Annotated in this window: 22 protein-coding genes, 3 pseudogenes and 1 riboswitch; of the genes and pseudogenes, 10 read left to right on the top strand and 15 right to left on the bottom strand. The window is 39.8% G+C overall.

What is annotated here, in order from left to right:
- Positions 1-3: 3 nt before the first annotated feature.
- The 6 genes from WKT11_RS00260 to WKT11_RS00285 all read right to left on the bottom strand — a co-directional run bounded on the left by WKT11_RS00260 (position 4) and on the right by WKT11_RS00285 (position 5,204).
- Positions 4-2,424: a glycoside hydrolase family 3 protein gene (locus tag WKT11_RS00260; protein WP_117677157.1), complete on the bottom strand. Its 2,421-nt coding sequence runs from the start codon at positions 2,422-2,424 to the stop codon at positions 4-6.
- 72 nt (positions 2,425-2,496) lie between these two features.
- Positions 2,497-3,111 (bottom strand): NUDIX hydrolase, encoded by a 615-nt coding sequence (locus WKT11_RS00265; protein ID WP_117677158.1) that lies wholly within the window; start codon positions 3,109-3,111, stop codon positions 2,497-2,499.
- A 132-nt stretch (positions 3,112-3,243) separates the two neighbouring features.
- Positions 3,244-3,393 (bottom strand): hypothetical protein, encoded by a 150-nt coding sequence (locus tag WKT11_RS00270; protein ID WP_181977721.1) that lies wholly within the window; start codon positions 3,391-3,393, stop codon positions 3,244-3,246.
- A 198-nt stretch (positions 3,394-3,591) separates the two neighbouring features.
- Positions 3,592-3,924 carry a hypothetical protein gene (locus WKT11_RS00275; protein ID WP_243101649.1) on the bottom strand — a complete coding sequence of 111 codons (333 nt, stop codon included), beginning with the start codon at positions 3,922-3,924 and terminating at the stop codon, positions 3,592-3,594.
- Positions 3,909-4,042, bottom strand: a riboswitch (FMN riboswitch). Its footprint overlaps the gene before it by 16 nt.
- An 81-nt stretch (positions 4,043-4,123) precedes the next feature.
- The gene (locus tag WKT11_RS00280) at positions 4,124-4,708 is read right to left on the bottom strand and encodes a hypothetical protein (protein WP_117675044.1); all 585 of its coding nucleotides are present in this window, start codon (positions 4,706-4,708) and stop codon (positions 4,124-4,126) included.
- 37 nt (positions 4,709-4,745) lie between these two features.
- The gene (locus WKT11_RS00285; protein WP_117675046.1) at positions 4,746-5,204 is read right to left on the bottom strand and encodes a hypothetical protein; all 459 of its coding nucleotides are present in this window, start codon (positions 5,202-5,204) and stop codon (positions 4,746-4,748) included.
- 579 nt (positions 5,205-5,783) lie between these two features.
- On the opposite strand from WKT11_RS00285, the gene WKT11_RS00290 reads away from it, so the two are divergent.
- Complete coding sequence (locus tag WKT11_RS00290) at positions 5,784-6,233, top strand: DUF5684 domain-containing protein (protein ID WP_117675048.1); 450 nt, start codon at positions 5,784-5,786, stop codon at positions 6,231-6,233.
- A 102-nt stretch (positions 6,234-6,335) separates the two neighbouring features.
- Here the strand turns inward: WKT11_RS00290 and WKT11_RS00295 are convergent, their stop codons facing one another.
- Positions 6,336-7,049: a TraX family protein gene (locus WKT11_RS00295; protein WP_117675050.1), complete on the bottom strand. Its 714-nt coding sequence runs from the start codon at positions 7,047-7,049 to the stop codon at positions 6,336-6,338.
- 375 nt (positions 7,050-7,424) lie between these two features.
- Between WKT11_RS00295 and WKT11_RS00300 the strand changes: the two are divergent.
- Both WKT11_RS00300 and WKT11_RS00305 read left to right on the top strand, forming a co-directional pair.
- A pseudogene (locus tag WKT11_RS00300) lies at positions 7,425-8,431 on the top strand (aldo/keto reductase).
- A gap of 151 nt (positions 8,432-8,582) precedes the next feature.
- A pseudogene (locus WKT11_RS00305) lies at positions 8,583-10,107 on the top strand (transposase).
- A gap of 150 nt (positions 10,108-10,257) precedes the next feature.
- Here WKT11_RS00305 and WKT11_RS00315 read toward each other — a convergent pair.
- On the bottom strand, positions 10,258-10,428 hold the full coding sequence (locus WKT11_RS00315) for a hypothetical protein (protein ID WP_207658815.1): 171 nt from the start codon (positions 10,426-10,428) through the stop codon (positions 10,258-10,260).
- Between the two features lie 73 nt (positions 10,429-10,501).
- On the opposite strand from WKT11_RS00315, the pseudogene WKT11_RS00320 reads away from it, so the two are divergent.
- A pseudogene (locus WKT11_RS00320) lies at positions 10,502-10,891 on the top strand (4-hydroxythreonine-4-phosphate dehydrogenase PdxA); the annotation flags it as partial.
- A 98-nt stretch (positions 10,892-10,989) separates the two neighbouring features.
- On the opposite strand, the gene WKT11_RS00325 reads toward WKT11_RS00320, so the two are convergent.
- Positions 10,990-11,790 carry an MBL fold metallo-hydrolase gene (locus WKT11_RS00325; RefSeq protein WP_117675054.1) on the bottom strand — a complete coding sequence of 267 codons (801 nt, stop codon included), beginning with the start codon at positions 11,788-11,790 and terminating at the stop codon, positions 10,990-10,992.
- A 294-nt stretch (positions 11,791-12,084) separates the two neighbouring features.
- On the opposite strand from WKT11_RS00325, the gene WKT11_RS00330 reads away from it, so the two are divergent.
- The 5 genes from WKT11_RS00330 to WKT11_RS00350 all read left to right on the top strand — a co-directional run bounded on the left by WKT11_RS00330 (position 12,085) and on the right by WKT11_RS00350 (position 16,325).
- On the top strand, positions 12,085-12,423 hold the full coding sequence (locus WKT11_RS00330) for a spore coat associated protein CotJA (RefSeq protein ID WP_242986736.1): 339 nt from the start codon (positions 12,085-12,087) through the stop codon (positions 12,421-12,423).
- 23 nt (positions 12,424-12,446) lie between these two features.
- Complete coding sequence (locus tag WKT11_RS00335) at positions 12,447-12,695, top strand: spore coat protein CotJB (RefSeq protein WP_340281592.1); 249 nt, start codon at positions 12,447-12,449, stop codon at positions 12,693-12,695.
- 3 nt (positions 12,696-12,698) lie between these two features.
- The gene (locus WKT11_RS00340) at positions 12,699-13,328 is read left to right on the top strand and encodes a manganese catalase family protein (RefSeq protein WP_117675058.1); all 630 of its coding nucleotides are present in this window, start codon (positions 12,699-12,701) and stop codon (positions 13,326-13,328) included.
- A 186-nt stretch (positions 13,329-13,514) separates the two neighbouring features.
- Positions 13,515-14,873: a Trk system potassium transporter TrkA gene (trkA, locus tag WKT11_RS00345; RefSeq protein ID WP_117675060.1), complete on the top strand. Its 1,359-nt coding sequence runs from the start codon at positions 13,515-13,517 to the stop codon at positions 14,871-14,873.
- Between the two features lie 12 nt (positions 14,874-14,885).
- Complete coding sequence (locus WKT11_RS00350; RefSeq protein WP_117675062.1) at positions 14,886-16,325, top strand: TrkH family potassium uptake protein; 1,440 nt, start codon at positions 14,886-14,888, stop codon at positions 16,323-16,325.
- A gap of 196 nt (positions 16,326-16,521) precedes the next feature.
- On the opposite strand, the gene WKT11_RS00355 is transcribed toward WKT11_RS00350, so the two are convergent.
- The 3 genes from WKT11_RS00355 to WKT11_RS00365 form a co-directional block, all read right to left on the bottom strand.
- Complete coding sequence (locus WKT11_RS00355) at positions 16,522-17,430, bottom strand: radical SAM protein (protein ID WP_117675064.1); 909 nt, start codon at positions 17,428-17,430, stop codon at positions 16,522-16,524.
- Between the two features lie 87 nt (positions 17,431-17,517).
- On the bottom strand, positions 17,518-18,228 hold the full coding sequence (gene sigE, locus WKT11_RS00360) for an RNA polymerase sporulation sigma factor SigE (protein WP_117675066.1): 711 nt from the start codon (positions 18,226-18,228) through the stop codon (positions 17,518-17,520).
- A 17-nt stretch (positions 18,229-18,245) separates the two neighbouring features.
- Entirely contained in the window at positions 18,246-19,103 is an 858-nt protein-coding gene (locus WKT11_RS00365; protein ID WP_117675298.1) for a sigma-E processing peptidase SpoIIGA, read from the bottom strand.
- Positions 19,104-19,411: 308 nt separating this feature from the next.
- Between WKT11_RS00365 and WKT11_RS00370 the strand changes: the two genes are divergently transcribed.
- Positions 19,412-20,284 carry a shikimate dehydrogenase gene (locus WKT11_RS00370; RefSeq protein ID WP_117675068.1) on the top strand — a complete coding sequence of 291 codons (873 nt, stop codon included), beginning with the start codon at positions 19,412-19,414 and terminating at the stop codon, positions 20,282-20,284.
- A 207-nt stretch (positions 20,285-20,491) separates the two neighbouring features.
- Here the strand turns inward: WKT11_RS00370 and WKT11_RS00375 are convergent, their stop codons facing one another.
- The 3 genes from WKT11_RS00375 to WKT11_RS00385 form a co-directional block, all read right to left on the bottom strand.
- Positions 20,492-20,971, bottom strand: coding sequence for a YdcF family protein (locus WKT11_RS00375; protein ID WP_117675070.1), 480 nt, complete (start codon positions 20,969-20,971; stop codon positions 20,492-20,494).
- Positions 20,964-21,479, bottom strand: a complete 516-nt coding sequence (locus WKT11_RS00380) for an SEC-C metal-binding domain-containing protein (RefSeq protein ID WP_117675072.1) — start codon at positions 21,477-21,479, stop codon at positions 20,964-20,966. Before WKT11_RS00380 ends, WKT11_RS00375 begins: the two co-directional genes overlap by 8 nt.
- Before the next feature lie 142 nt (positions 21,480-21,621).
- Positions 21,622-22,449 (bottom strand): HAD family hydrolase, encoded by an 828-nt coding sequence (locus tag WKT11_RS00385; protein ID WP_340281602.1) that lies wholly within the window; start codon positions 22,447-22,449, stop codon positions 21,622-21,624.
- Between the last annotated feature and the right edge of the window lie 4 nt (positions 22,450-22,453).

Raw genomic sequence — 22,453 nt, forward strand, 5'->3', positions numbered from 1 at the left:
TCATCAGTCAATTTTCAGAATCATATTCAGGATTCTTCTTGCGCTGAGACGGATTTCTGCTTCAGTAATAAACCCTTTTTCATATGCTTCTTTTATGCGTTCCGGATATCCTGCTGCCATTTTGATATCGTTTCCTGCTTTTGTCTCGCGATAGTGTTCTCCGAATGTCCACCAGTCTGTTGTAACTATTCCGTCGAATTCCCATTCATCACGGAGAATACCTGTCAGGAGTTCTTTATGCTCTGAAGTATGAATACCATTAAGCAGATTATAGGAGGACATAATCGTATACGGATGAGACTCTTTTACAATAATTTCAAACTGTTTCAGATAGATTTCACGGAGTGCTCTCTCGGATACTCTGGAATCTGAATCCTTACGGTTTGTCTCCTTATTATTGGCTGCAAAATGTTTCACACTTGCTCCGATATGCTGAGACTGGATGCCTCTTACCATAGCTGCACCTGTCTTTCCTGCAAGATACGGATCCTCAGAATAATACTCAAAGTTACGTCCGCAAAGCGGGCTTCTGTGGATATTGCAAGCTGGTGTAAGCCAGATACTGATATTATTTTCTTTTACTTCTTCTGCTCCTGCTTTACCAACTTCCTCTACCAGTTCTTCATCCCAGGTACTGGCAAGAAGTGTGGCACATGGCCATGCAGTTGTGTTCACTCCGCATTTCGGAAGAATGCGAAGTCCGGCTGGTCCGTCTGCTGTCATCACATTCGGGACTCCGTATTCCGGAAGATTTCCCATTCCAAATGTATTGGCACAGCCTGTATTTGGCTGTCCGCCAAGGAGATTGATACAGTCATCCAATGTCAGGATATCCATAAACTCATCCAGTGCCATTTTACCGTCTGCTACATCAGAGAAGCGAACTCCCTTGGAATCAAGAAAATCAAGAAAGTCTATTCCTTTTTGTCCTCTTGTATCAGGGCATGGGAGACCAATCGCATATTTATCCTGTCTCGGAAGTCCTTCTTCTTCCACATATTCACGCTGTGGAAGTTCCTCATAAGAGCCGTCTGCAAGCATACGTTTCTGAAGATGATATGGCGCTGCCTTCTGGCTTAACTGCTCAGTTACTGTGTCTTCTTTTACTACATATGTAAAGTCGATCTTTTCTGCATCTCTTACATTTGTACCGATATAGATCGCATATTCTCCTGCCTCCAGAACATAGGCTGATCTGCATACTTTACCCAGATCATCGTAGGATGCCATCTGATTCACAGGAAGTTCCAGGGTAAGGATCTGACGTTCACCCGGCTGAAGAAGACTGGTCTTTTTGAATGCTCCCAGTACTTTCGCAGGCTTTCCAAGTTTCCCCTGTGGCGCTCCGTAATAAAGCTGGATAACTTCTTTTCCTGCTGTTTTTCCTGTGTTAGTTACTTCTGCAAGGACCGTGATCACACCGTTTTCTTCAGAAGCACCTGTTACTTTCCAATCGAAATCTGTGTAGGACAGTCCAAACCCAAACGGATAATTTACTCTCTCCGCTGCACCCGGAATTGTTTCAAAATAACGGTATCCTACATAAATATCTTCTGTGTAATCTACATAGAATGCAGACTCATGGAAGTTTGCTGTTGATGGATAGTCTTCCAGATCTTTTGCGTAAGTATCGGACAATTTACCAGACGGATTGACATCACCACAGAGTATATCTGCTGTTGCAAGACCACCTTCTATTCCGCCCTGCCATGCCATCAGTACTGACTGAATCTCATCACAGTCTCTGAACCATTTCGTGTCCACGATACCGCCAACATTCATCACTACGATTACATGTGGGAATGCTTTCTTTACTTTCTCTACCATGACATTCTCTGCATTTGTCAGGCAGAAATCACCGTTTTCAAAAATCTTCGCTGACAGCTCGGAGTTTCTTTTCTCCTCTCCGTCAAGAACGTATCCATCCTGTGCAGCTTCACATTTTCTGTCCCATCCTTCACCTGAAAAACGACAAATGGTAATTATTGCAGTATCTGTATATTCTCGCGCTTCATTCAGAAGTTCATCCGGAAGCTCCGGCTCAACTGTCATACCCGGTACTGCACCATCTGCGTACTGTTTCTGAATATCTTCCGCATAATATTTCGCAAGTTTATCGAAAACTTCTACTTTTCCCTCATCCTCTTTAATCTTCATGCCCTCGTAAAGATTACGGATGTATTCTACAGTTACATCGCCGCTTCCTCCGCCTCCTTTTACGTAATCTACAGTGCCCTTGCCAAAGAGCGCGACTTTCGTCCCTCTCCGGATAGGAAGTGTGTTTTTCTCGTTTTTCAGAAGGACCATTCCCTCTCCTGCTGCCATTCTGGAAAGTGCAATGTTTTCTTTACTTCCTGTAACTCTTCGTCCATCTTCTCCCAGCGGAAGTACCGGCTGGAAAAAGCTTCTCTGCCATTTTTCCATTAGTGTAATCCTCCTTTAATTCTCCTTAGTCAAGCAGATAAAATCATCTGCTTCGTTATTTGCTTGATTTGGTTAAAGTTCTTCCTTCAAAAATGCAAAAGGTTCTTCATCCTGAAGGAAATGCATAAGCTGATATGCACACATGATCGCTACATTTTCCTCTTTCAGGATTCTCTTTACTTCTTCTCTGTCAGCAAGCACAACTTCGATTTCTTCGGAATCCTCCTGTGCCGCTTTACTGATCCCGCCTTCCGCGTAACCGTAAACAGTTGCGCAGGATTCATCTGTCATGCCAACCGTTGTGAAATAAGGTTTCTCGAATGCCGGATCTACTTTCAGAGGTGTGAATTTCAGTCCTGTTTCCTCATACATTTCTCTTACTGCACCTTCATGGAATTCTTCGTTCGGTTCTACCAGACCTGCCGGGAATTCATAGATGTATCCGCCGATTGCATATCTGTACTGACGTACCAATACAACCCTGTCTTTTTTCTCTCCGTAAAGACTGTAAATGATCACGCCATCAGGAGTGTTTTTACCTGTTTTTATCTTTAATTCGTTAATACTCTTCGCACGTGATGCCACAAAATATGACACAGGAGTATTATGAATGCTTGTTGCATTTAAATGATACAAATTCAAAAATTTACAGTCTGTCAGTTTCTCAATATTGTGTATCTGTCCCATAATGGATACTTCCTTTCGCTTTCTATCCCTCTGTTGATTATCACAGCCAGTTTTCTTCTATCTCTGTTTTCAATTTACAAAACATCTGATAAAACTCTTCTTTTGCATCAGCTATAATTCCTAACGCAATTTTCATACTTTCTCATACAAAACCCGCCCCTCCTTCTCTATAGCTTCTCTTAACTCATCCTGCATGTCACGATCAAGATTTACAATATCATATTTTTGCGCAAGGTTTCGGATTTCTTCTATAACTTCCGGTCTGATTCCTGTATCATTCATTTTATAAACCTCACATTCAGGTGTTTATATTGTCTGCTTTATCTTACCATATTATCTTATCTTTTTTAAGTCCGTCTGCCAATTTCCATAATTATTTTTTACCCGTCAAAAAGAAAAACAGCCGTAGATTTTTCCTCATACGACTGTTCTTCTTTTATATTTATTGGACTGCCAATTTATTCTTTATCAGATATAAAATCAATCTCCCTTAAGAACTACACGGATTCTCTTATAAATAAAGAATACGATCAGAGATGTCAGTGTATATTTAAATATACTGAATGGGAAAATGATCATTGCTGCAAATGTACATCCAAAGATGAAGTTTGCCACATCACCTACATCTGCTGTCACAGATCCCTTTGTTACCAGATGCACAAGAATCTTCACCAGCTCGATCAGTACACCTGCGATCGGTTCCATTGCAAATGAGCCAACCAGCACCGAGATTTCTTCAACATATAAAAAACCCCGGATTATATATCCGGGGTAATAAGCACGTATGGTAAATATCGCGTGTTCTTCTCTCATCCAGACTATACTGTCGGTCCTGAAATTCCACCAGATCAGCCGCCTAAGCGGGTCGCGGACTATAACCGCCGGTAGGGAATCTCAGCTGATGCTGATCACCACAACCCCGAAGAATTTTCTTTTATCTGCGTCTGGTTATACTACATACAGACATTTATTTCAATATCATTTGTGACTTTTTTCTGAGTTTTATTTCTTTTTAACCAATATTATTAACCTTACAGCCCGCTAATACAACAACAAGAGTGTCCCCTCCATCGGTATTCTCAAATGAACTGGTTCCAAGTGGCAGACCGGTTACTTCTACTGTATCATCCTCAAAAACGTCATCCAATTCTCCATTATAATAAACAGAATACTGCTGTTCTTCTCCATCTATCAGATTTAGCCATGTCAGATAATGTCCTTCTTCCATTTCCTGTTCCTGAACCTGTATTACGTATGCTTCTGAAATTCTCATCAGCTTATCACCGTATCTGGATGGATTTTTGTTGATATGGCGAAAATCCAGTTCTGCATCTGTCATTTCATCCGGTATTGCCAATTCTGGCGAAGCAGGGAAAAAATCATCATGTTCTTCCAGAAAAGTTTCTGCCTTCTCTGTTAATGTATACTCTGTAGTGCATTGATCCTGTAAATATGTATACAGATCCAATGCTGTATAGCTTGCTCCCGTATTCTCGGAGGCATATACGTTCAAACTATCCAGAGGTATTACTCCATTTAAAATAACCGCTGATAATACCGCTATTGCAATCCTTTTCATAATTGTTTTTGCTACCATAGTTATCCCCCTTTTCTTTTGTAACATTTACTGTTAATTATATCTTCGCTCTTTCTTTAATATCCTCTACAAATGCTGTAGCTATTTTCTTTCTTCTTGCATATACAATTGCTTTGTTTCCGCTTCTCAAACATATTGTTATTTTACGGTTTGAGCCTGCCCATATAAACAGAAAAACAAATACAATCATTCCAGGATTGGAAAAACAGGAAATCACTGCCAGACAAATGAAAAATATATAATATCCCGGTATTTTGTAGTTCATAAGTATTGCCGTAATATCTTCATAATAAATCACAGGAATCATATTCTTCTTTACCGGCCTTATATCTATAGTCAGCTTTTCGTGATCAGCAAAAATTGTGCTGTAAATCCTTCCCGTCAGCCACGATAAATAAATTCCTCTTGAAGAACTCATGGTATACTTCATATTCTGCTTTGTCACAGCATTTTCTTTTTCCTGTGTAGCCTGTGCTTGAGCTTCCAGTGCTTCCATATTACTTTCCCCCTCTTATTTCAGTTTTTGCCGATCAATGTCTGCAACAGTGCAATGGGTATCGTCACAAATCCTGCAATCATACAGATAATAAAACGTGTCATGTAGAAATATGTTGCATTGGAATAAACATACACTTTCTTAGATCACCATATCTTATTAGTCGCCCAGTATGCTGCCGCTATGTAAGCGATCATAAGTATTGCTGCCATAATTTTCACCTCGCTTATGTACAATCTTCAGTAATTCATTTAGAGGATTGTTATAATTCACTCATCCTTTATTACACTCATTATACCCTTATCTCATCAGCTTTTCATTCACTGGCAGTATATGTTTTACGCCAAAGCAACAATAATTTTCTCACTTATGAACAAACGTTATTTTTGTTCCTTACAGTAACGTATCCAACTATCGAATATAAAATTTACAATCTTCTTTGATAATTGACGAACTCCTGAGAATATGCTTTAATGGATTTAGCATAAATACTTCAGGAGAACAAACATAGTTCTCAACTACACTTCTACACCAATGATACATGTATCATATCTCACAAAAAGAAATGGGGGAACACAAATGGGACTTATAGCTATCAGTAGTCTGATGCTCTTGGGCGGTATGTATCTGATGATTGCATTTGCATGGTGGCTTCTGCAGATCATTGCCAACTGGAGAATCTTTACCAAAGCAGGAGAGGCCGGATGGAAAAGTATTATTCCAATATATGGCGATTATATTTCTTATAAAATCGCATGGCAGCCCGCATATTTCTGGCTGACTCTCATCCTGGGAATCATATCTTCTTATCTGCAGGGAACTCTGGAAACAGGCGAAAGCTTAACTGTCTACATGCTTGTCATACTGGTAAAAATCATACTTGTCGTCATCAGCATTATGTACAGCATTAAGCTTGCAAGAGCCTTCGGCAGAGGCACAGGATTCGCCATTGGCCTTATCTTCTTACCGCCAATCTTCATGCTGATCCTTGGCTTCGGCGATGACAGATATTATGGGGCAGATAAATAAAAATACGCATAATAAAAAAGGGGCTGTGAAATAACAGTCATCTACGCAAAAAGAGGACTTTTCGTTCATTTTAAAAGAAAAGTCCTTTTTAAAATTTCATATTCAAATCTTAAGACACATTCTTATAATTCCTAAAATCAGCAAATGTACTGGATAAAAAAGATAATTAAACCACTTATTCTGTTTTCCACGTTCTCCATTATAAGTAAGTGTCAGGCCAAATCCAAGCAAAGCCCATGGTTCTTTGAACATGGAAAGATAGGAAAATGGAATCGCAAGTGCCTGTCGGTCATGAAAAATATAATAGAAATATCCAATCAGCACCGCATGGTGTTCATAATCTAATCCCAGATTCATTGCAGCAAAGCACAATACTGTCACAATGAGAAATGATACGAAATACCATAAAGCTTTCGGCAATGCTGCCATCTTTTCCTTGAGTACATCAATCAGCCAGATCATGGCAAGCACCAAGGCTAACGTAAACATAATATTGTTCCAGTTGGCTTCAAAAAATGTAGCTGTTGTACACATATCAAAAGGAATTTCTGATATTACTCCAAATACAAGAAGTGTAATTAAATACTTCCATTTATTTTTTGTGTGGAAATAGCCTTCCACGAGAAGGAAGATGAATATTGGAAATGCGATTCTTCCTAAAATATCAAAAAAGTCACTCAACCGATTCAATGCTCCTCCATCCAAATTCGGATAGATTAACGCTTTGTTTGTGTGATCGATAAGCATAGATAGAAAAGCAATGTATTTAAGCTGCGCCCCTGAAAATATTTTTATTCTTTCTTTTATATTGTTCATAAAAAATAGTCCTTTTTTTAATTTCTTCAATTACATTCACTTATTGGGTCATCTTTACCCACCCCACTGGATATGGCGAAAAGGAACCGTTGAATAGTAGGAAGCTAAGATTGTGATAACTCTATATTACTATAGTTGTTTTGAAAAAACTATATAAAAGAAGAGTTTATGAAGCATAAAGCTTTAAAGAAAATCGAAGGAGGAAAGTCCACTCAAAGAGTGAATATACAAAAACAAAAGATTAAGGTGCAGAAACTTCATCTGGAATTGTTGGAGAAATTGCAGTAGCATACAGCGAAAACAGAGGATGAAATGAAGAGCTGGATGCAATTGAAGAAAAATATGATATCCTAAGTGTAGCAGAAAGATATAATCATGGAGGTATATACACATGTACATTGCAGTCAAAAAAGATACGACACAATAGTTTACAACCGCTGCGGTAAAAGTGGCTTGAAGCTGCCTGTTGTTTCACTTGGACTCTGGCACAATTTTGGTGATACAAGAGTCTACGAAAATATGAAGCAGATGTGCTTTACCGCTTTTGACAATGGAATCACTCATTTTGACCTTGCCAATAATTATGGGCCTGCTTATGGCAGTGCAGAACGCAATTTCGGCAAGCTTTTCAGGGAAGAACTTCATCCATACCGAGATGAAATGCTCATCAGCACAAAGGCCGGATTTGATATGTGGGAAGGACCTTATGGCAATTGGGGAAGCCGCAAGTACCTTATTGCAGGCCTGGACCAGAGTCTTAAGCGACTTGGACTTGATTATGTCGATATCTTCTATCATCACAGAATGGATCCTGAGACACCACTTGAGGAGACTATGGGTGCTCTTGACTCTATCGTTCGAAGTGGAAAAGCCCTTTATGTAGGTCTTTCAAATTATGATGGTCCCACACTTAAAAAGGCTACAGAAATCCTAACCTATTTGAAATGTCCTTTCGTAATCAACCAGAACCGTTATTCTATTTTTGACAGAACAATTGAGAATAACGGGCTTAAGGACACTGCCTATGAGCTTGGAAAAGGTATCATAGCTTTCTCTCCTCTCGCACAGGAACTTCTTACGAAGCGCTACCTCATGGTATCCCTGCTGATAGCAGAATTGCCACTGACGGACGATTTCTTAATGAGACTGCACTTACATCAGAAAAGCTTTCCCAGATTCAGGCACTTAACGAAATTGCTATGGAAAGAGGACAGACGCTTGCCGAGATGGCTCTTAGCTGTATTCTAAAAGATGATAAAGTAACAAGTGTCCTGATTGGAGCTTCAAAACCTGAGCAGATTCTTGATAATATCAAGATAATCGGACATACTGATTTTTCAGATGAAGAACTTAAGAAGATTGATGATATCGTTAATTCTTAATCAATGAAAGGGGCTGTGAAAAAAGAATAGTCCTGAAAAAAGAAAGACCAAGAGTTTATAATGAACTCAAGGTCTTTCTTTCTGTTATAATTAACTTGTGAAAAAAATTAATAACATAATTTATTCTAACCCAAAACAGGCAGTTTTGCCAATGCTAATTCAAGATTATCTGGACATCTGTGATCCAGTGCTGACTTTTGACAGATTTATGGGAGAAATCGAACTGGAGAAATATCTGAAAAATATTCCGCAACATTATACAGGAAGATTTAGATATGCCCCGGTCAGTATGCTGAAGACAGTTTTGTTTGGATTTATGGCGAATGGCTATATATCGTTACGTGAGCTGGAGGATCAGTGTAAAGTCAATCTCCGCTTTATGTATCTTATGGACCATCAAACCCCTTCTTATCGTACCTTCGGCTACTTCATTAATGAGGTGCTTGCTGATTCCATTGAAGAAATATTTCTAGACATAAACAAAAAAATCTTCGAGACAGAACATGTGGATCTCCAACATCTATACATCGATGGTTCCAAGTTTGAAGCAAATGCAAATAAATATTCCTGGGTGTGGAAAAAAGCCACAGAAAAATCCAGATACCGGCTCTTTGATAAGATTACTGAACTCTTTAAGGAAATCAATGAAGAGCTGTCATGTACAGGGATAAAGCTTTGTATCAATAGTGAGTATGCACCAGAGTATTTAAAAGAAGCTGCCGAGCAGTATGCTGAAGCCTGGCAGATTGATGAAACGATATTTGTTCATGGTAGAGGACATCGTAAAACTACGCAGCAGCGTCATTATGAAAAACTCAGGGAGTATACAACCAAGTTGGAAGAATATGTAGAAAAAATAAAGATCTGCGGAGAAGAGCGCAACAGCTACTCAAAAACAGACCATTCGGCCACTTTTATGCGAATCAAGAAAGACTACATGGGAAATGACCAGTTGCTTCCAGCCTATAATGTACAGGTCGGTGCTGCAGATGAGTACATTGCTGTTGTCGATGTAAATCAGTATCGCTCAGATATGGATTGTTTTATTCCATTGATGAACAAGTTTTATACGACATATGGCTTTTATCCGAAATACCCAGTGGCAGATGCCGGATATGGTTCTTACAATAATTACATCTTCTGTGAGCAGCATGGAATGAAAAAATATATGAAGTTCCCTATGTTCAAGAAAGAGACTACTGACAAGAAGTATCATGAAGATCCATTTCGTGCAGTAAATTTTCCAATCGGGAAAGACGGGATTATGCGTTGCCCAAACGGGAAAAGATTTTACCTTCAGTATCAAAAAAACGTAAAGGGAAAACAAGTATGGGCGTCAGGAAGAAGTGTATCAGTGTGAAGATTGCTCCAGCTGTCCATACGCAGAACAATGTAAAAAGACAGATAAAAACCGTACTGTTCGGATCAACCGCGAACTTACAGCGATGCATCAGGAAGTGATAGAAAATCTCGAAAGTATCCAGGGAGCACTTCTGAGGATGAACAGATCCATCCAGGCAGAAGGTACTTTTGGTATCATGAAAAACGATCGGTGGTACAAAAGAATTGTCCGAAGAGGAATAAAATCTGTACTGCTCGAAGTATTTCTTGTTTCTATCGGACACAATCTTTATAAATATCACAACAAGCAGAAAAAAGGTGCAACTGCCGCATAGGATTTCATAATAGCATTCTTATGGGGTAAGGGGAACTATACCCTTTTTTATGTAATATAACTACTATTACATCCATAAGCAAAAGGACGCATGAAAAAACTCTCGTTTTTTCACACGCCCTTTTTTATTATCATACAGGCTATAGCCTTATTATAAAGTTCTGTTATCAAAATACTCTTTTACCGTTTCACAGCAGAAATCAGCCACCTCATACCTGTTACTCACATCTCCGTCAAAAATCGGTTCAAGTCCGCCTGCTGCCGCCTCGAAGAACAGTTTTGCACCAACTTCAGGAGTATATCCTGTACATGGTTTGATCATGTTGTTTAACAGTGGTCTGTTCTCTGCTCCAAGATATTTACGGATTCCTTCGATACCGAATTTCGGTCCTTGGTTTGAAGTTCATGGTATGAGAATTTTCTTCCTCTCCCGTCACGTATCTCTGAGAAAGGCCTGTGATATGTCAACCAAAGAACATATCAAAGATTATGTAAAACACAGTCTTGAGGTACTCAAAAAATTAGGTGTCAAAGACGGAACCATGGCAATTGCAGGTCTGAATCCTCACTGCGGCGAACATGGTATTCTCGGAACCGAAGAACAGACAGAAGTAATCCCTGCTGTGCAAGAACTTCAGGCAGAGGGTTATCCTGTAGCAGAACCGATCGAAGCTGGTTCTGTTTTCCACCAGGCTTTACAGGGACGCTATAACAGTGTATTATCATTGTACCGTAAACAGATATATTTGTCTGTGAATATGTCCGGCTATATTTTCACAAAATCATAAAAATAGAATTAGCAATATATATATTTCTTAGTAGCATTATCACTTCATTTTTAATATGCAGCAATGTATGGGCTGTAATTCACTATCCGTTTATATTACAATTCAAGGGTTTCCAGGTCATCCGGGATAAAAAGATTTCCTTTATAACATGGTTTTCCTTCCTCTGTATATAGTTCTTTTCGTCTGGAGATGTTTTTATCTTCTGTATGATACAAAATCAGATTGTCAACATTCAGTTCCTGTGCGAGCTGACAGGCATCCTTTACTGTGGAATGATGTTTCTCATAAGGTTTAAATTTATCTGCCTGTGAAAAGAGACAAAATGCCTCATGGAGAAGCCAGGTACTGTTCACTGCATATTTATGTTCACATTCATTATATGGCTCATCTCCACAACAGGTCAGTTTCTTTCCGTCTGCATATTCCATGCAAAATCCAAACTGTTTTGCTTTTGTAGAAAGAATATCAAAGAATGTTACCTTGTGTCCCAGAATCATTCTTTCTTCTCCATCTTTTACTTCTTTCAGATGTACTTTCTCACCAATGTATTTGGTTTCTTTTGCAGTCAGAAGCATTTGGGACATCTGCTTCAGAAGGCTGATCACTTCGTCATGTCCGTAGATTACTACTTCGCCATCAAACTGTCCTCTTGCCATTCCCTGGCAATACATACGGAGCATCCAGATAATTCCCAGCAGATGGTCGATATGTTTATGCGTAACAAAAATCGTACTGATATCCTTCCAGCTGATTCCGGCATCTTCCAACTGTTTCAAAATGGTGCTTCCACCGCCGCCATCTATCATAAAATATTCTTTACCCTCGTTTAATGTAAAACAGGTATTATAACATTTCGTTACTTTTGCATTTCCGGTTCCCAGTATTGTAAGCTTCATCTTATATAGTACCTCCTGGCTATTCATCTGAATTCTGTTTCCCATGTAGTATAACATTTTTCTTCTTTAATATATAGTAATTATTATATCTCTGTCAAAATCAAATTACATTACTGTTCACTTCGTTCTCAGTAACGCAGCCACCGCTACGCCTCTCTCCTCCGCCTTGAAATAAAAAAAATTTATCCTGCAAGATTGCTTCAAGAATCAACTTGTCGGCACACTAGTCACGATTTTCATAACATGACATAAAATATAGAGTAAACAGATTTATAATAATGAAAGGAAATATTTATGGAGAATTATCACATGGGACGTTCATGCGGCCGACCGTATAACAGAACCTGTGGCATGAACAGACCTCAGCCTATAGACAGAAAAATGAATGATCAGGGATGTTCCTGTAAAAATAGAGAAAATGAAACCAGAGAGAACTGTAATTGTATAATGCCTGGAAGTAGTGGAAAAAGTCATGAAATGTTTTCTCATTTGCAGCATCTGGAACCTGCAATGGCCTATGTACCATGTCAGGAATTTATAGAAAATTATCCTTTAAAATATGCATTGAACGTGGGAACTGTTTTTCCACAGCTATGTAAGCCATTTTGCGGAAAGAGGGGTGCTCGCAGATGAGGCAGAATTGTTCAAAGCGACAGATGTTAGAACGAATTGATCAGGTCAGCTTTGCAGTAAATGATATGCACTTATATCTCGATACACATCCCTGTGATGAGAAAGCGCTTGTTTATTGCAGAGAACTTGTGCAGGAACGAAAAAAACTCTTAAAAGAATATGCTGAAATGTTTGGTCCTCTTACTATTGACAGTACAGACCAAAGTGAAGAAACCATCTGGAAATGGATGGAACAGCCATTCCCATGGGAAAAGGAAGGAGCGTGCAGATAGTTTATGTGGAATTATGAAAAAAGACTTCAATATCCTGTAAATATTACACAGCCGAACGCAAAAATCGCACAGTATATCATGAGCCAGTATGGTGGCCCGGATGGTGAGATTGGCGCTTCCATGAGATATCTTTCCCAACGATTCACCATGCCAAACCGCATGGCAACAGCCGTCCTAAACGACATCGGCACTGAGGAACTTTCTCATTTAGAAATGGTATCCACCATCGTGCACCAGCTTACTCGAGATCTCTCTATGGAAGAAATTGAGAAATCTGGATTCGGTCCGTATTATATCGATCATACTGTAGGAGTCTGGCCACAGGCAGCAGGCGGAGTGCCATTTAATGCCTGTGAATTCCAGAGTAAAGGAGATCCTATTACCGATTTATTTGAAAATCTTGCAGCAGAACAGAAAGCCCGCTCTACTTATGATAATATTCTTCGGGTAGTACGGGATATGCCGGAGATTGCTGATCCGATTAAATTCCTACGTGCGCGCGAGGTGGTACATTTCCAGAGATTTGGTGAAGCACTTCGTTCTATTCAGGAAGAATTGGATGCAAAGAACTTCTACGCATTTAATCCAAGTTTTGATAACCCATGCACTGCATCCTGCGACGGATGCAAATGATTGCATAAAAATTGTCATATGTCAATAAATACCGTTTAATAAATCACAAAAATTTCATATTTACAAATACCCCTAACAGTGCTATAGTATCTTTGCTTTAGCAACAACAAAAGAACAAAAATATGATATAAACGGGGCTGTTTCACATATAAATGTTTATGTGACAGCCCCCTTATTGGAGGAATTATGCAAATAATTATTGTTGGGTGCGGTAAGGTTGGGCGTACCCTGGCTGAACAGCTTCAGGAAGAAGAATCTGATATTACCCTGATAGACATTTCTTCTAACGTAATCAACTCTCTTCAGGATGATATTGATGCCATGGGAATCGTCGGAAATGGTGCCAGCATTAATACTCTGATGGAAGCAGGAATTGAGAATGCCGATATTCTGATCGCAGTAACCGGCTCTGATGAGATGAATCTGCTGTGCTGTCTGATTGCGCAGAAAACAGGTCACTGCCACACAATTGCCCGCGTCCGTAATCCTATTTATGCTAAGGAAATCAGTTTTATTAAGAAACGTCTGGGTGTCACTATGATCATCAACCCGGAACTCGCAGCTGCTCAGGAGATTTCCCGTCTTCTGCGTTTCCCATCTGCGATCAAGATCGACACCTTTGCCAGAGGTCGTGTGGAAATGCTGAAATTCAAGGTTCTTCCGGAATTCGACCTGGATGGCATGGCCATTTCACGGATTACCGAAACTCTGAGATGTGATGTTCTGTTCTGTGCAGTAGAGAGCCACGACCACGTTTCTATTCCGGGTGGTAATTATGTTATCCATGATGGAGATATGGTCTCTATTCTGGCATCACCGGTAAATGCCGCAGCTTTTTTCAAAAAAATAGGACTTAAGACCAATCAGGTAAAGAACGCGATCATCGTTGGCGGAGGAACTATTTCCTATTACCTTACAAAAGCTCTGTTAGATATGAACATTTCTGTTAAGATTATCGAACAGAATGAGGCTCGCTGCGAAACCTTAAGTGACCTGCTTCCAGAGGCAACGATCATCAACGGTGATGGTACTGACCGTTCTCTTCTTATGGAAGAAGGCCTTGCACACGCAGAAGCTTTTGTATCACTCACCAACATGGATGAGGAAAATGTTTTCCTGGCTCTTTTTGCCAAAACAATTTCAAAGGCAAAACTGGTTGCAAAGGTAAACAGACTTTCCTTTGATGATGTGATTGATAACCTTGATATTGGAAGTGTTATTTATCCTAAATATATTACCGCTGATTACATCCTGCAGTATGTGCGTGCCATGCAGAACAGTATCGGAAGTAATATCGAAACCCTTTACCACATTCTTGATAATCAGGCAGAGGCACTGGAATTTGCAATCCGCGAGAATTCACCGGTAGTCGGCATTCCGTTATCTGAACTGAACCTGAAAAAGAATCTTCTGGTCGGATATCTGAACCGAAACGGAAAAGTCAAGATTCCGCGTGGACAGGATACAATTCAGGTGGGAGATACCGTAATCATAGTAACTACTCACAAGGGTCTGCGTGATATTACAGATATTCTGGAAAAATAAAGGAGCCGGATTATGAACTATTCCATTATTATTTATATTATCGGGATGATTTTAAAGATTGAAGCAGCTTTTATGCTTCTTCCGGCAGTTACCGCCCTGATTTATCAGGAAACTTGCGGAGTTGCTTTTCTGATCACGATCGTTCTCTGTCTGGCTATCGGATTTCCGCTCACGCGCAAGAAACCGACACGTAAAGCATTTTACACAAAAGAAGGATTTGTAACCGTAGCGTTAAGCTGGATCGTTCTGAGTATTATGGGTGCAATTCCTTTTGTGATCAGCCGCAGTATCCCGAATCCTGTGGATGCTTTATTTGAGACTGTTTCCGGATTTACCACAACAGGAGCCAGTATTCTGAGTAATGTGGAAGCACTTCCTCATTGTGTGCTGATGTGGCGAAGCTTCACTCACTGGATCGGTGGAATGGGGGTTCTCGTTTTTATCCTCTCTCTTCTGCCACTTACCGGTGGATATCACATGAATCTCATGAAAGCAGAGAGTCCCGGACCTTCCGTAAGCAAGCTTGCGCCGAAAGTACAGTCAACCGCTAAGATTCTGTACACGATCTACTTTGTAATGACTGTTATTCAAATCGTTTTACTTCTGATCGGAGGTATGCCGCTCTTTGATACAATATGTACTGCTTTTGGTACAGCAGGCACCGGTGGATTTGGTATCAAGAATGACAGTATGGCAAGTTACAGCACCTATCTGCAGGTTGTTATTACTGTATTCATGATCTTATTTGGTGTTAACTTTAATGCATACTTTTTTATTATCACTAAAAAATTTGCCCAGGCTTTCAAAATGGAAGAAATACGATATTACTTTGGAATCATCGGCGTTGCAACTCTGATCATCACCTGCAACATCTACCATATTTTCGGCAGTGCAGCCAGGGCCTTCCAGCAGGCAGCTTTCCAGGTTGGTTCTATTATCACAACAACCGGATATGCAACTACCGATTTCAATATGTGGCCGGAAATCTCACGAACGATTCTGGTGATGCTGATGTTTATCGGTGCCTGTGCCGGAAGTACAGGTGGTGGTTTCAAAGTTTCCAGAATCCTGATTCTGTGCAAGACTGTCAGAAAGGAACTGCATATTTTCCTGCATCCTAACGCCGTAAAGAAAATAAAAATGGATGGCAAAGCCATCCCTCACGAAGTCGTTCGTTCTACGAATATTTTCTTTATTGTGTATGTGCTGATCTTCGCATCATCTGTTTTTCTGATTGCTTTTGATGACTTTGACCTGATCACAAATTTTACAGCAGTCGCAGCAACCTTTAACAACATCGGACCTGGTCTTGAGCTTGCCGGACCTACCGGAAACTTTGGTATGTTCTCCTGGTTTTCAAAGCTTGTCCTTACTTTTGATATGCTTGCCGGACGTCTGGAGATCTTCCCACTGCTGTTATTATTTGTAAGAGATACCTGGAGGAAATTTTAATACATTGTTTTTTATGATGTGCGAGTTATATCGAGAAAATATTTTTTCTTTTTACATTATGTTCACATTTTTTTCACATTTATTAGATATAATAATGTTTAGAAAGACGATGAGTCTTTCTTATAAATATTTTTCTTTTTCATACGCGCCGGTACGAAAGTACCGGCCTCCTTCCATTTATGGGAGTTTTTTTATTTTACAGTTTTTTTTCGACTCCCTCATAATCAAATGCCGGAATGAAACTCTCTCTGGCAGTTTCCCCATCCTGAAAGAATCCGTTTTCAATTCCAATTTCAAACGCATAATCCAGAACTTTTTCATACTCTCTTTTTGTCACACGCCTGTTTAATTCCGTATACTCCTTTTGTTTGAAAACTGGTGTATATTGATTCATGATACTGATGTAAATCTGGTTTCCATATGTCTGGTGCAGAACTGTCAACGCTTCTTTTGAATTCTTCGTATGTCCCGGCAATATAAGGTGTCGGACAATCGTTCCCCGCCGGATATAACCATTCTCATCAAACTGCGCACTTCCTGTCTGTCGTAGCATTTCACCAATTGCACGCAATGCTGTTTGTGGATAATCTGACGCATGGGAATATTTTCGTGCCAGTTCACTTTGCGCGTATTTATAATCTGGCAGATATACATCTATGTATCCCTCCAGCATTTTCAATGCTTCTACACTCTCGTATCCGCCGCAATTATAAACAGCAGGAAGATTCATTCCCTTTTCCTTTGCAATTTTCAATGCGGCAATAATCTGCGGAATATAATGTGTTCCTGTCACCAGATTTATATTGGCTGCTCCTTTCTCCTGAAGTTCCAGAAATATCTCTGCCAGTCTGTTTATTGTGATCTCAAGACCACTGTCACCAATGGCAATATCACGATTCTGACAAAAGCAGCAGCGCAGATTACATCCTGTAAAAAAGACTGCCCCGGAACCTCTTCTGCCAGAAATACAAGGCTCTTCCCACATATGCAGAGCAGCCCTTGCCACGCGCACAGTCTGATCCATACCGCAATATCCTGTTTTTCCTGCTGTCCGGTCCGCATGACACTTTCTTGGACACAGGCAGCAATCTTTTAATATTTCCATATTCTCTCGTCCTTTGTGTAATGATACTCGTAATAAGTATACTACATCAAACAGACAATGTCAGGTGTCAAAATATGCAATGCAGTTTCATTCATATTTTACAATTTCTTTTTTCAATCTTTTCATGATTCTTTTTTCCAGTCGTGAAATATACGACTGAGAGATTCCCAAAAGATCCGCAACTTCTTTTTGCGTTTTCTCCATGCCATTATCCTTTCCCAGTCCAAATCTCAGACGTATGATAGTCTGTTCCCTTGGAGAGAGCTTACCAATGGCTTTCGCAAGCAAAGTGATTTCTACCTCATCCTCAAGACGTTTGGAAATTACATCTTCATCTGTTCCCAGAATATCAGAAAGCAGCAATTCATTTCCGTCCCAGTCAACATTTAACGGCTCATCTATAGATACTTCCATCTTAGTCTTGCTGTTGCGCCGAAGGTACATCAGAATTTCATTTTCAATGCATCTGGAAGCATAGGTGGCAAGCTTAATATTCTTAACAGGATTAAACGTATTGATTGCTTTGATCAGTCCAATCGTCCCAATTGAAATCAGATCTTCTACCCCAACCCCGGTATTGTCAAATTTTCGTGCGATATATACGACAAGTCTTAAATTATGCTCGATCAGAACAGACTTGGCTTCTTCCTCCTGCCCTGTTCCAAGTTTCTGAAGTACAAATGCCTCACGCTGTGGCTCCAGCGGTGCAGGTAACACATCATTCCCGCCAATATAAAAAACATCTCCTGAACGGTTCATTACCATTCTTGACACTACCTGAAATGGATAACAGCCCATAGTCACAACCCCTCCCGTTAAAGTAATCTGGAATTCAAAAGTACGTCATATTCCTTACCAAAAGCGGATGTTTCAAATGAAAACGCAAATACTGGTCTGTCCACACAGATAACTTCCGTCGGAGTCTGAATACAAAGCTTTTCCAATGTGACAGCCAGCATCATCCCATGTTCCCTGCCTATACTGTGAAAAAAAATAAAATGAGGATTCAGGCCGACAGTTTCGGCTTCTTTTAATTCCTCCGGATTTTCTTTCAGATGTTTTAAACAGTTTACTGTTTCTTCTGAACATATTTCAGACAAAATCTCTGTCGTACCTACAGATACCGGTTTTCCGCTCACAGAATCTATGAGAAGATTTCCGGAATCATAAAATCCATAGAAGGAATATCCTTTTCCGCTGTAAAATATTGTTATCGGGTAGATATTCTTTGTCCGTATTCTTATAGAATCAGCCAGATATGACCATGCTGCGCTTCCAAACCATGTAGCTGTGCCAAGAATCAGAAACAGTTTAGGTGTCAGATTCTCTCCGGCAATCACTTCCCAAAATCCTCCGCATAAAAATGCAGCAAAGTATAATGTAAGAATCGCCTTTAGCAGCAAACCACCTTTTTTCAGATTACATCCGATCACCAGCATCCCCGCAGCACAGCCACCATGCAGCAGTACCAACGCCGGAAGGTAAACTTCAGACTTCAGATAAAAGCGAAGATATATGATACCACAGGAAAATAACGCCCCCATAACAGCACCTGCAAATGCACGCTTTCTGTTTCCCGCGCATTTGAATAACGTTCCTATAAATCTGAGCAATATGTAATCTATCAGGAGATTTGTAAAGAAAACCACATCTATGTATATTTCGTAACGCATTTCCTGCCTCCGTCCGATACTGTTTCTTTCTCGCGCCAGCCACATTCCCCTGCTGTCTAATGCAATCTGTCTATTTTCATTTTCCGGCTTCTCCTTTACTTCGGTAAGTACTACTCATTATACGGAATCATCTGTGCGAATTTTGTCAAAAGAGTGTATCTGAGGCTTATAATTTATCGCATTAAATCGACGAAATTTTCTCTTTGGTTTTCTTGACATATGATTTAACTTAGAATAAAATGATAGATAATTTCTATGTATTACATGGGTGATTTTTATGATATTAAAATAAAACGGAGGATTTTAACATGAGTACAATTACAGGTCATACAGGTCTTACTGCGCTTTTAGGAAGCCCTGTGGCACACAGTATTTCGCCCTTAATGCACAATGAGGCATTTAGACTTCTCGAGCTTGACTATGTATATCTGTGTTTTGATGTAAATGAAGAGACACTTCCTGCGGCAGTTGCAGGATTAAGGACTTGCGGCATTCGAGGCTTTAACCTTACCATGCCGAATAAGAATAAGATTGTAGAACTTCTTGATGAACTCTCCCCTGAAGCTCAGCTGATCGGGGCTGTAAATACTGTATTAAACGATAACGGGAAGCTGATCGGATATAATACAGATGGCTATGGATTCATGCAGTCTGTACGTGATGCAGGGCATGATGTAACAAATAAAAATATCACAGTTATGGGCGTAGGTGGAGCTTCTATGGCAATCTGTGCTCAGTCTGCTCTGGATGGTGCCAGTTCCGTACATATCTTCGCACGCCGTACCAGCAGATACTGGAACCGTACTCAGAAATTTGCTGAGAATCTCACAGCCAAAACCGGATGCCAGGTCTGTCTTTTCGACAATGACGATCATACAGCTCTGAAGGATTCCATCGCACAGAGTTATCTGCTGATCAATGCAACTTCTGTGGGTATGGTTCCTGATATTGACGATACAATCATCAAAGACACATCTTTGTTCCGTCCGGGACTTGTAGTAGCTGATGTTGTCTATGAGCCGCAGGAAACCCGACTTCTCAGGGAGGCCAAGGCTGCCGGCTGCCAAACTTTCAACGGAATGTATATGCTTCTTCACCAGGGTGCAAAAGCATTTAAAATCTGGACAGGACAGGATATGCCTGTTTCCATCATTAAAGAAAAATATTTTTCTGTAAAATAATCCTTTTTATTATAGGCTATAAAAATCGTCTAATAGAAACATGATTCTTATATATTTCATTTTGTTTTGAAATATAGCAGTTTTTAAAGATAAAAAACGTCATAAAATGATATAAACTCCGATTAGGGATAATATCATTTTATGACGTTTTTCAATTAACTATTACACTGTTTTTTCCGTATTATTTTACCTCTGAATTTTCTAAATTCACATATTTCCCATTATTTTATCTTTTATAATTGCAAGAATTTCCCTTGGAATATATATCAGTAGTCTCCAGGAACGGTATCTGGAAGGAATCGGATAAATTTCTTTGCATCCACATTTTCTGCCGATAGCTGTTCCGCGAAATACATGAAAGTTATTCGTGACAACTCCCACTGAATGATCCAGACCGATCAATGCCAGACTGAATCTCAGGTTCTCTGTCGTACTGGTGGATTTTTCTTCTAAGATCAGACGGTCTCTGGTAATTCCATGCTCTGTCAGATAATTACACATTGCCTGAGCTTCCGTAATTGCTTCTCCCTCACCTTTTCCACCTGATAATACAGCTTTCGTATCAGGATTCTCTTCCAGATATTGCAAAGCCCTCCTGGTGCGTTCCAGAAGGGCTAATGTAAGCCGAGTGCCTTCTACATGGGCACCAAGCACGATAATATATTCCAGATTCGGATGCTTACGCATTCTTTCCGCAGCAGTATTTATATTTCTTACCGCTTCCGCATGGACACGGATCGTTACGTCCGATTTTCTTAGCTTTTACAACTGTTCCTGATTTCTTCTGTTCAAGATACAGTTCTTTTCTCTTCTCAGGTGTGAAAATTGCATCCCACTGTGGCAGTTCATACAGCCAGTCAGCTCTTGCATCTACCATGTTCTTGTAAAGAAGTTCTTTGTCGAAACACAGAGAAACTTTTGTGTTCTCATCCATTGTCTCGATCGGGTTCGGAATCTTTAAACTGTCATTGATTCCATCAAGGAAACCAACCATTGTCAGAACTTCCTGTCCATATTTCTCAGCCAGTTCTTTAACTGTACCGGTTACTACCTCGTCCGGATTAGTAAGAAGCTGCTCATAAATTCCTTTTTCAATATTAAAATAATTTGCCCAAAATCTCTGAAGTTTATTACGGTCTGCCTGCTGATCATAGGCGATGGAACGCCACTGCTCTAAGATTGTTTTATCGCTCATTTCCTTTAATCCTCTTTTCCAATATTTCATAGGTATTATGCCTGTGTGGAAACATGTGGAAAATTTTCCTCTCACAAGCTTTATTATTATACCATCTTTTTCATAAAAATACAAACCATATTCTTTGTATTTTTGGTGAATTTTATTTCACGCCCAGCTTCTCCAGTTCTGCTGCTGCCTGTTTGAAAGACTCAAACTGAATCGCATGAATTCCCTGTTTACGTGCTGCTTCACAGTTTTCTTTTCTGTCATCCAGAAATACAGATTTCTGCGGATCAAGATTATAACGTTTGATGAGTGTCTGATAGATATCCGGCTCCGGTTTGATCTGTTTCACCTGGCAGGAGAATACTGCTCCGTCTACATATTTGAGAAATGTAAGTTCTTCCTCTGTTTTTTCCAGTGTATAAGTTGCATAGTTTGAAAGAATATAGACATGATATCCCTTATCTTTCAGATATCGTACCCAGGTTTCCGCATAATCCATTCTCTCAATTGTTTCACCGGAGCGGCGCATTACTTCACGGATATCATCTGCATATTCCGGTGCATCTTTTATCATCTTATCCACGTAATACTGCTCATCTTCACTGCTTCTGTCTCTTTCATTCCAGGTTTCACTCTCAAAAACCGCCTTCGCAATCTTGTCTCTTTTCTCTTTCGGGAATCCAAAACTGTCCAGATATTTTTCCCATTCAAATTTTACAAGAACTTTACCTACATCAAAAATAATATTTTCCATATCAGATTCCACCACTTTCTTATTTTTATTCAATAGCTTATACACCATCCATATTGCATAGGCAAGTATGGGAACCATGATAGCCACTGCAAGAGAGGCTTTAAAATAGTTCTGGGAATTCTCCCCGCTTCCAAATGCAAAAAACATTGGTAAACAGCAGGCAAGAAGCAGGATTACGATTGCAATACATGCACCTGCTTTCTTTAATTTGTTATTATCTTTCTTCATAATC

It is taken from the genome of Blautia sp. HCN-1074 (assembly GCF_037890165.1).
GTDB lineage: Bacteria > Bacillota > Clostridia > Lachnospirales > Lachnospiraceae > Blautia_A.

Bases quoted from the DNA above. Each gene is read 5' to 3' on its own strand.
- WKT11_RS00315 (WP_207658815.1), bottom strand. From the start codon at position 10,428: ATGATCAAACCATGTACAGGATATACTCCTGAAGTTGGTGCAAAACTG.
- WKT11_RS00385 (WP_340281602.1), bottom strand. From the start codon at position 22,449: ATGAAGAAAGATAATAACAAATTAAAGAAAGCAGGTGCATGTATTGCA.
- WKT11_RS00330 (WP_242986736.1), top strand. From the start codon at position 12,085: ATGGAGAATTATCACATGGGACGTTCATGCGGCCGACCGTATAACAGA.
- WKT11_RS00325 (WP_117675054.1), bottom strand. From the start codon at position 11,790: ATGAAGCTTACAATACTGGGAACCGGAAATGCAAAAGTAACGAAATGT.
- WKT11_RS00285 (WP_117675046.1), bottom strand. From the start codon at position 5,204: ATGGAAGCACTGGAAGCTCAAGCACAGGCTACACAGGAAAAAGAAAAT.
- WKT11_RS00365 (WP_117675298.1), bottom strand. From the start codon at position 19,103: ATGCGTTACGAAATATACATAGATGTGGTTTTCTTTACAAATCTCCTG.
- WKT11_RS00280 (WP_117675044.1), bottom strand. From the start codon at position 4,708: ATGGTAGCAAAAACAATTATGAAAAGGATTGCAATAGCGGTATTATCA.
- WKT11_RS00260 (WP_117677157.1), bottom strand. From the start codon at position 2,424: ATGGAAAAATGGCAGAGAAGCTTTTTCCAGCCGGTACTTCCGCTGGGA.
- WKT11_RS00370 (WP_117675068.1), top strand. From the start codon at position 19,412: ATGAGTACAATTACAGGTCATACAGGTCTTACTGCGCTTTTAGGAAGC.
- trkA (WP_117675060.1), top strand. From the start codon at position 13,515: ATGCAAATAATTATTGTTGGGTGCGGTAAGGTTGGGCGTACCCTGGCT.
- WKT11_RS00340 (WP_117675058.1), top strand. From the start codon at position 12,699: ATGTGGAATTATGAAAAAAGACTTCAATATCCTGTAAATATTACACAG.
- WKT11_RS00270 (WP_181977721.1), bottom strand. From the start codon at position 3,393: ATGAATGATACAGGAATCAGACCGGAAGTTATAGAAGAAATCCGAAAC.
- WKT11_RS00265 (WP_117677158.1), bottom strand. From the start codon at position 3,111: ATGGGACAGATACACAATATTGAGAAACTGACAGACTGTAAATTTTTG.
- sigE (WP_117675066.1), bottom strand. From the start codon at position 18,228: ATGGGCTGTTATCCATTTCAGGTAGTGTCAAGAATGGTAATGAACCGT.
- WKT11_RS00375 (WP_117675070.1), bottom strand. From the start codon at position 20,971: ATGCGTAAGCATCCGAATCTGGAATATATTATCGTGCTTGGTGCCCAT.
- WKT11_RS00350 (WP_117675062.1), top strand. From the start codon at position 14,886: ATGAACTATTCCATTATTATTTATATTATCGGGATGATTTTAAAGATT.
- WKT11_RS00295 (WP_117675050.1), bottom strand. From the start codon at position 7,049: ATGAACAATATAAAAGAAAGAATAAAAATATTTTCAGGGGCGCAGCTT.
- WKT11_RS00355 (WP_117675064.1), bottom strand. From the start codon at position 17,430: ATGGAAATATTAAAAGATTGCTGCCTGTGTCCAAGAAAGTGTCATGCG.
- WKT11_RS00335 (WP_340281592.1), top strand. From the start codon at position 12,447: ATGTTAGAACGAATTGATCAGGTCAGCTTTGCAGTAAATGATATGCAC.
- WKT11_RS00290 (WP_117675048.1), top strand. From the start codon at position 5,784: ATGGGACTTATAGCTATCAGTAGTCTGATGCTCTTGGGCGGTATGTAT.
- WKT11_RS00380 (WP_117675072.1), bottom strand. From the start codon at position 21,479: ATGAGCGATAAAACAATCTTAGAGCAGTGGCGTTCCATCGCCTATGAT.
- WKT11_RS00275 (WP_243101649.1), bottom strand. From the start codon at position 3,924: ATGAGAGAAGAACACGCGATATTTACCATACGTGCTTATTACCCCGGA.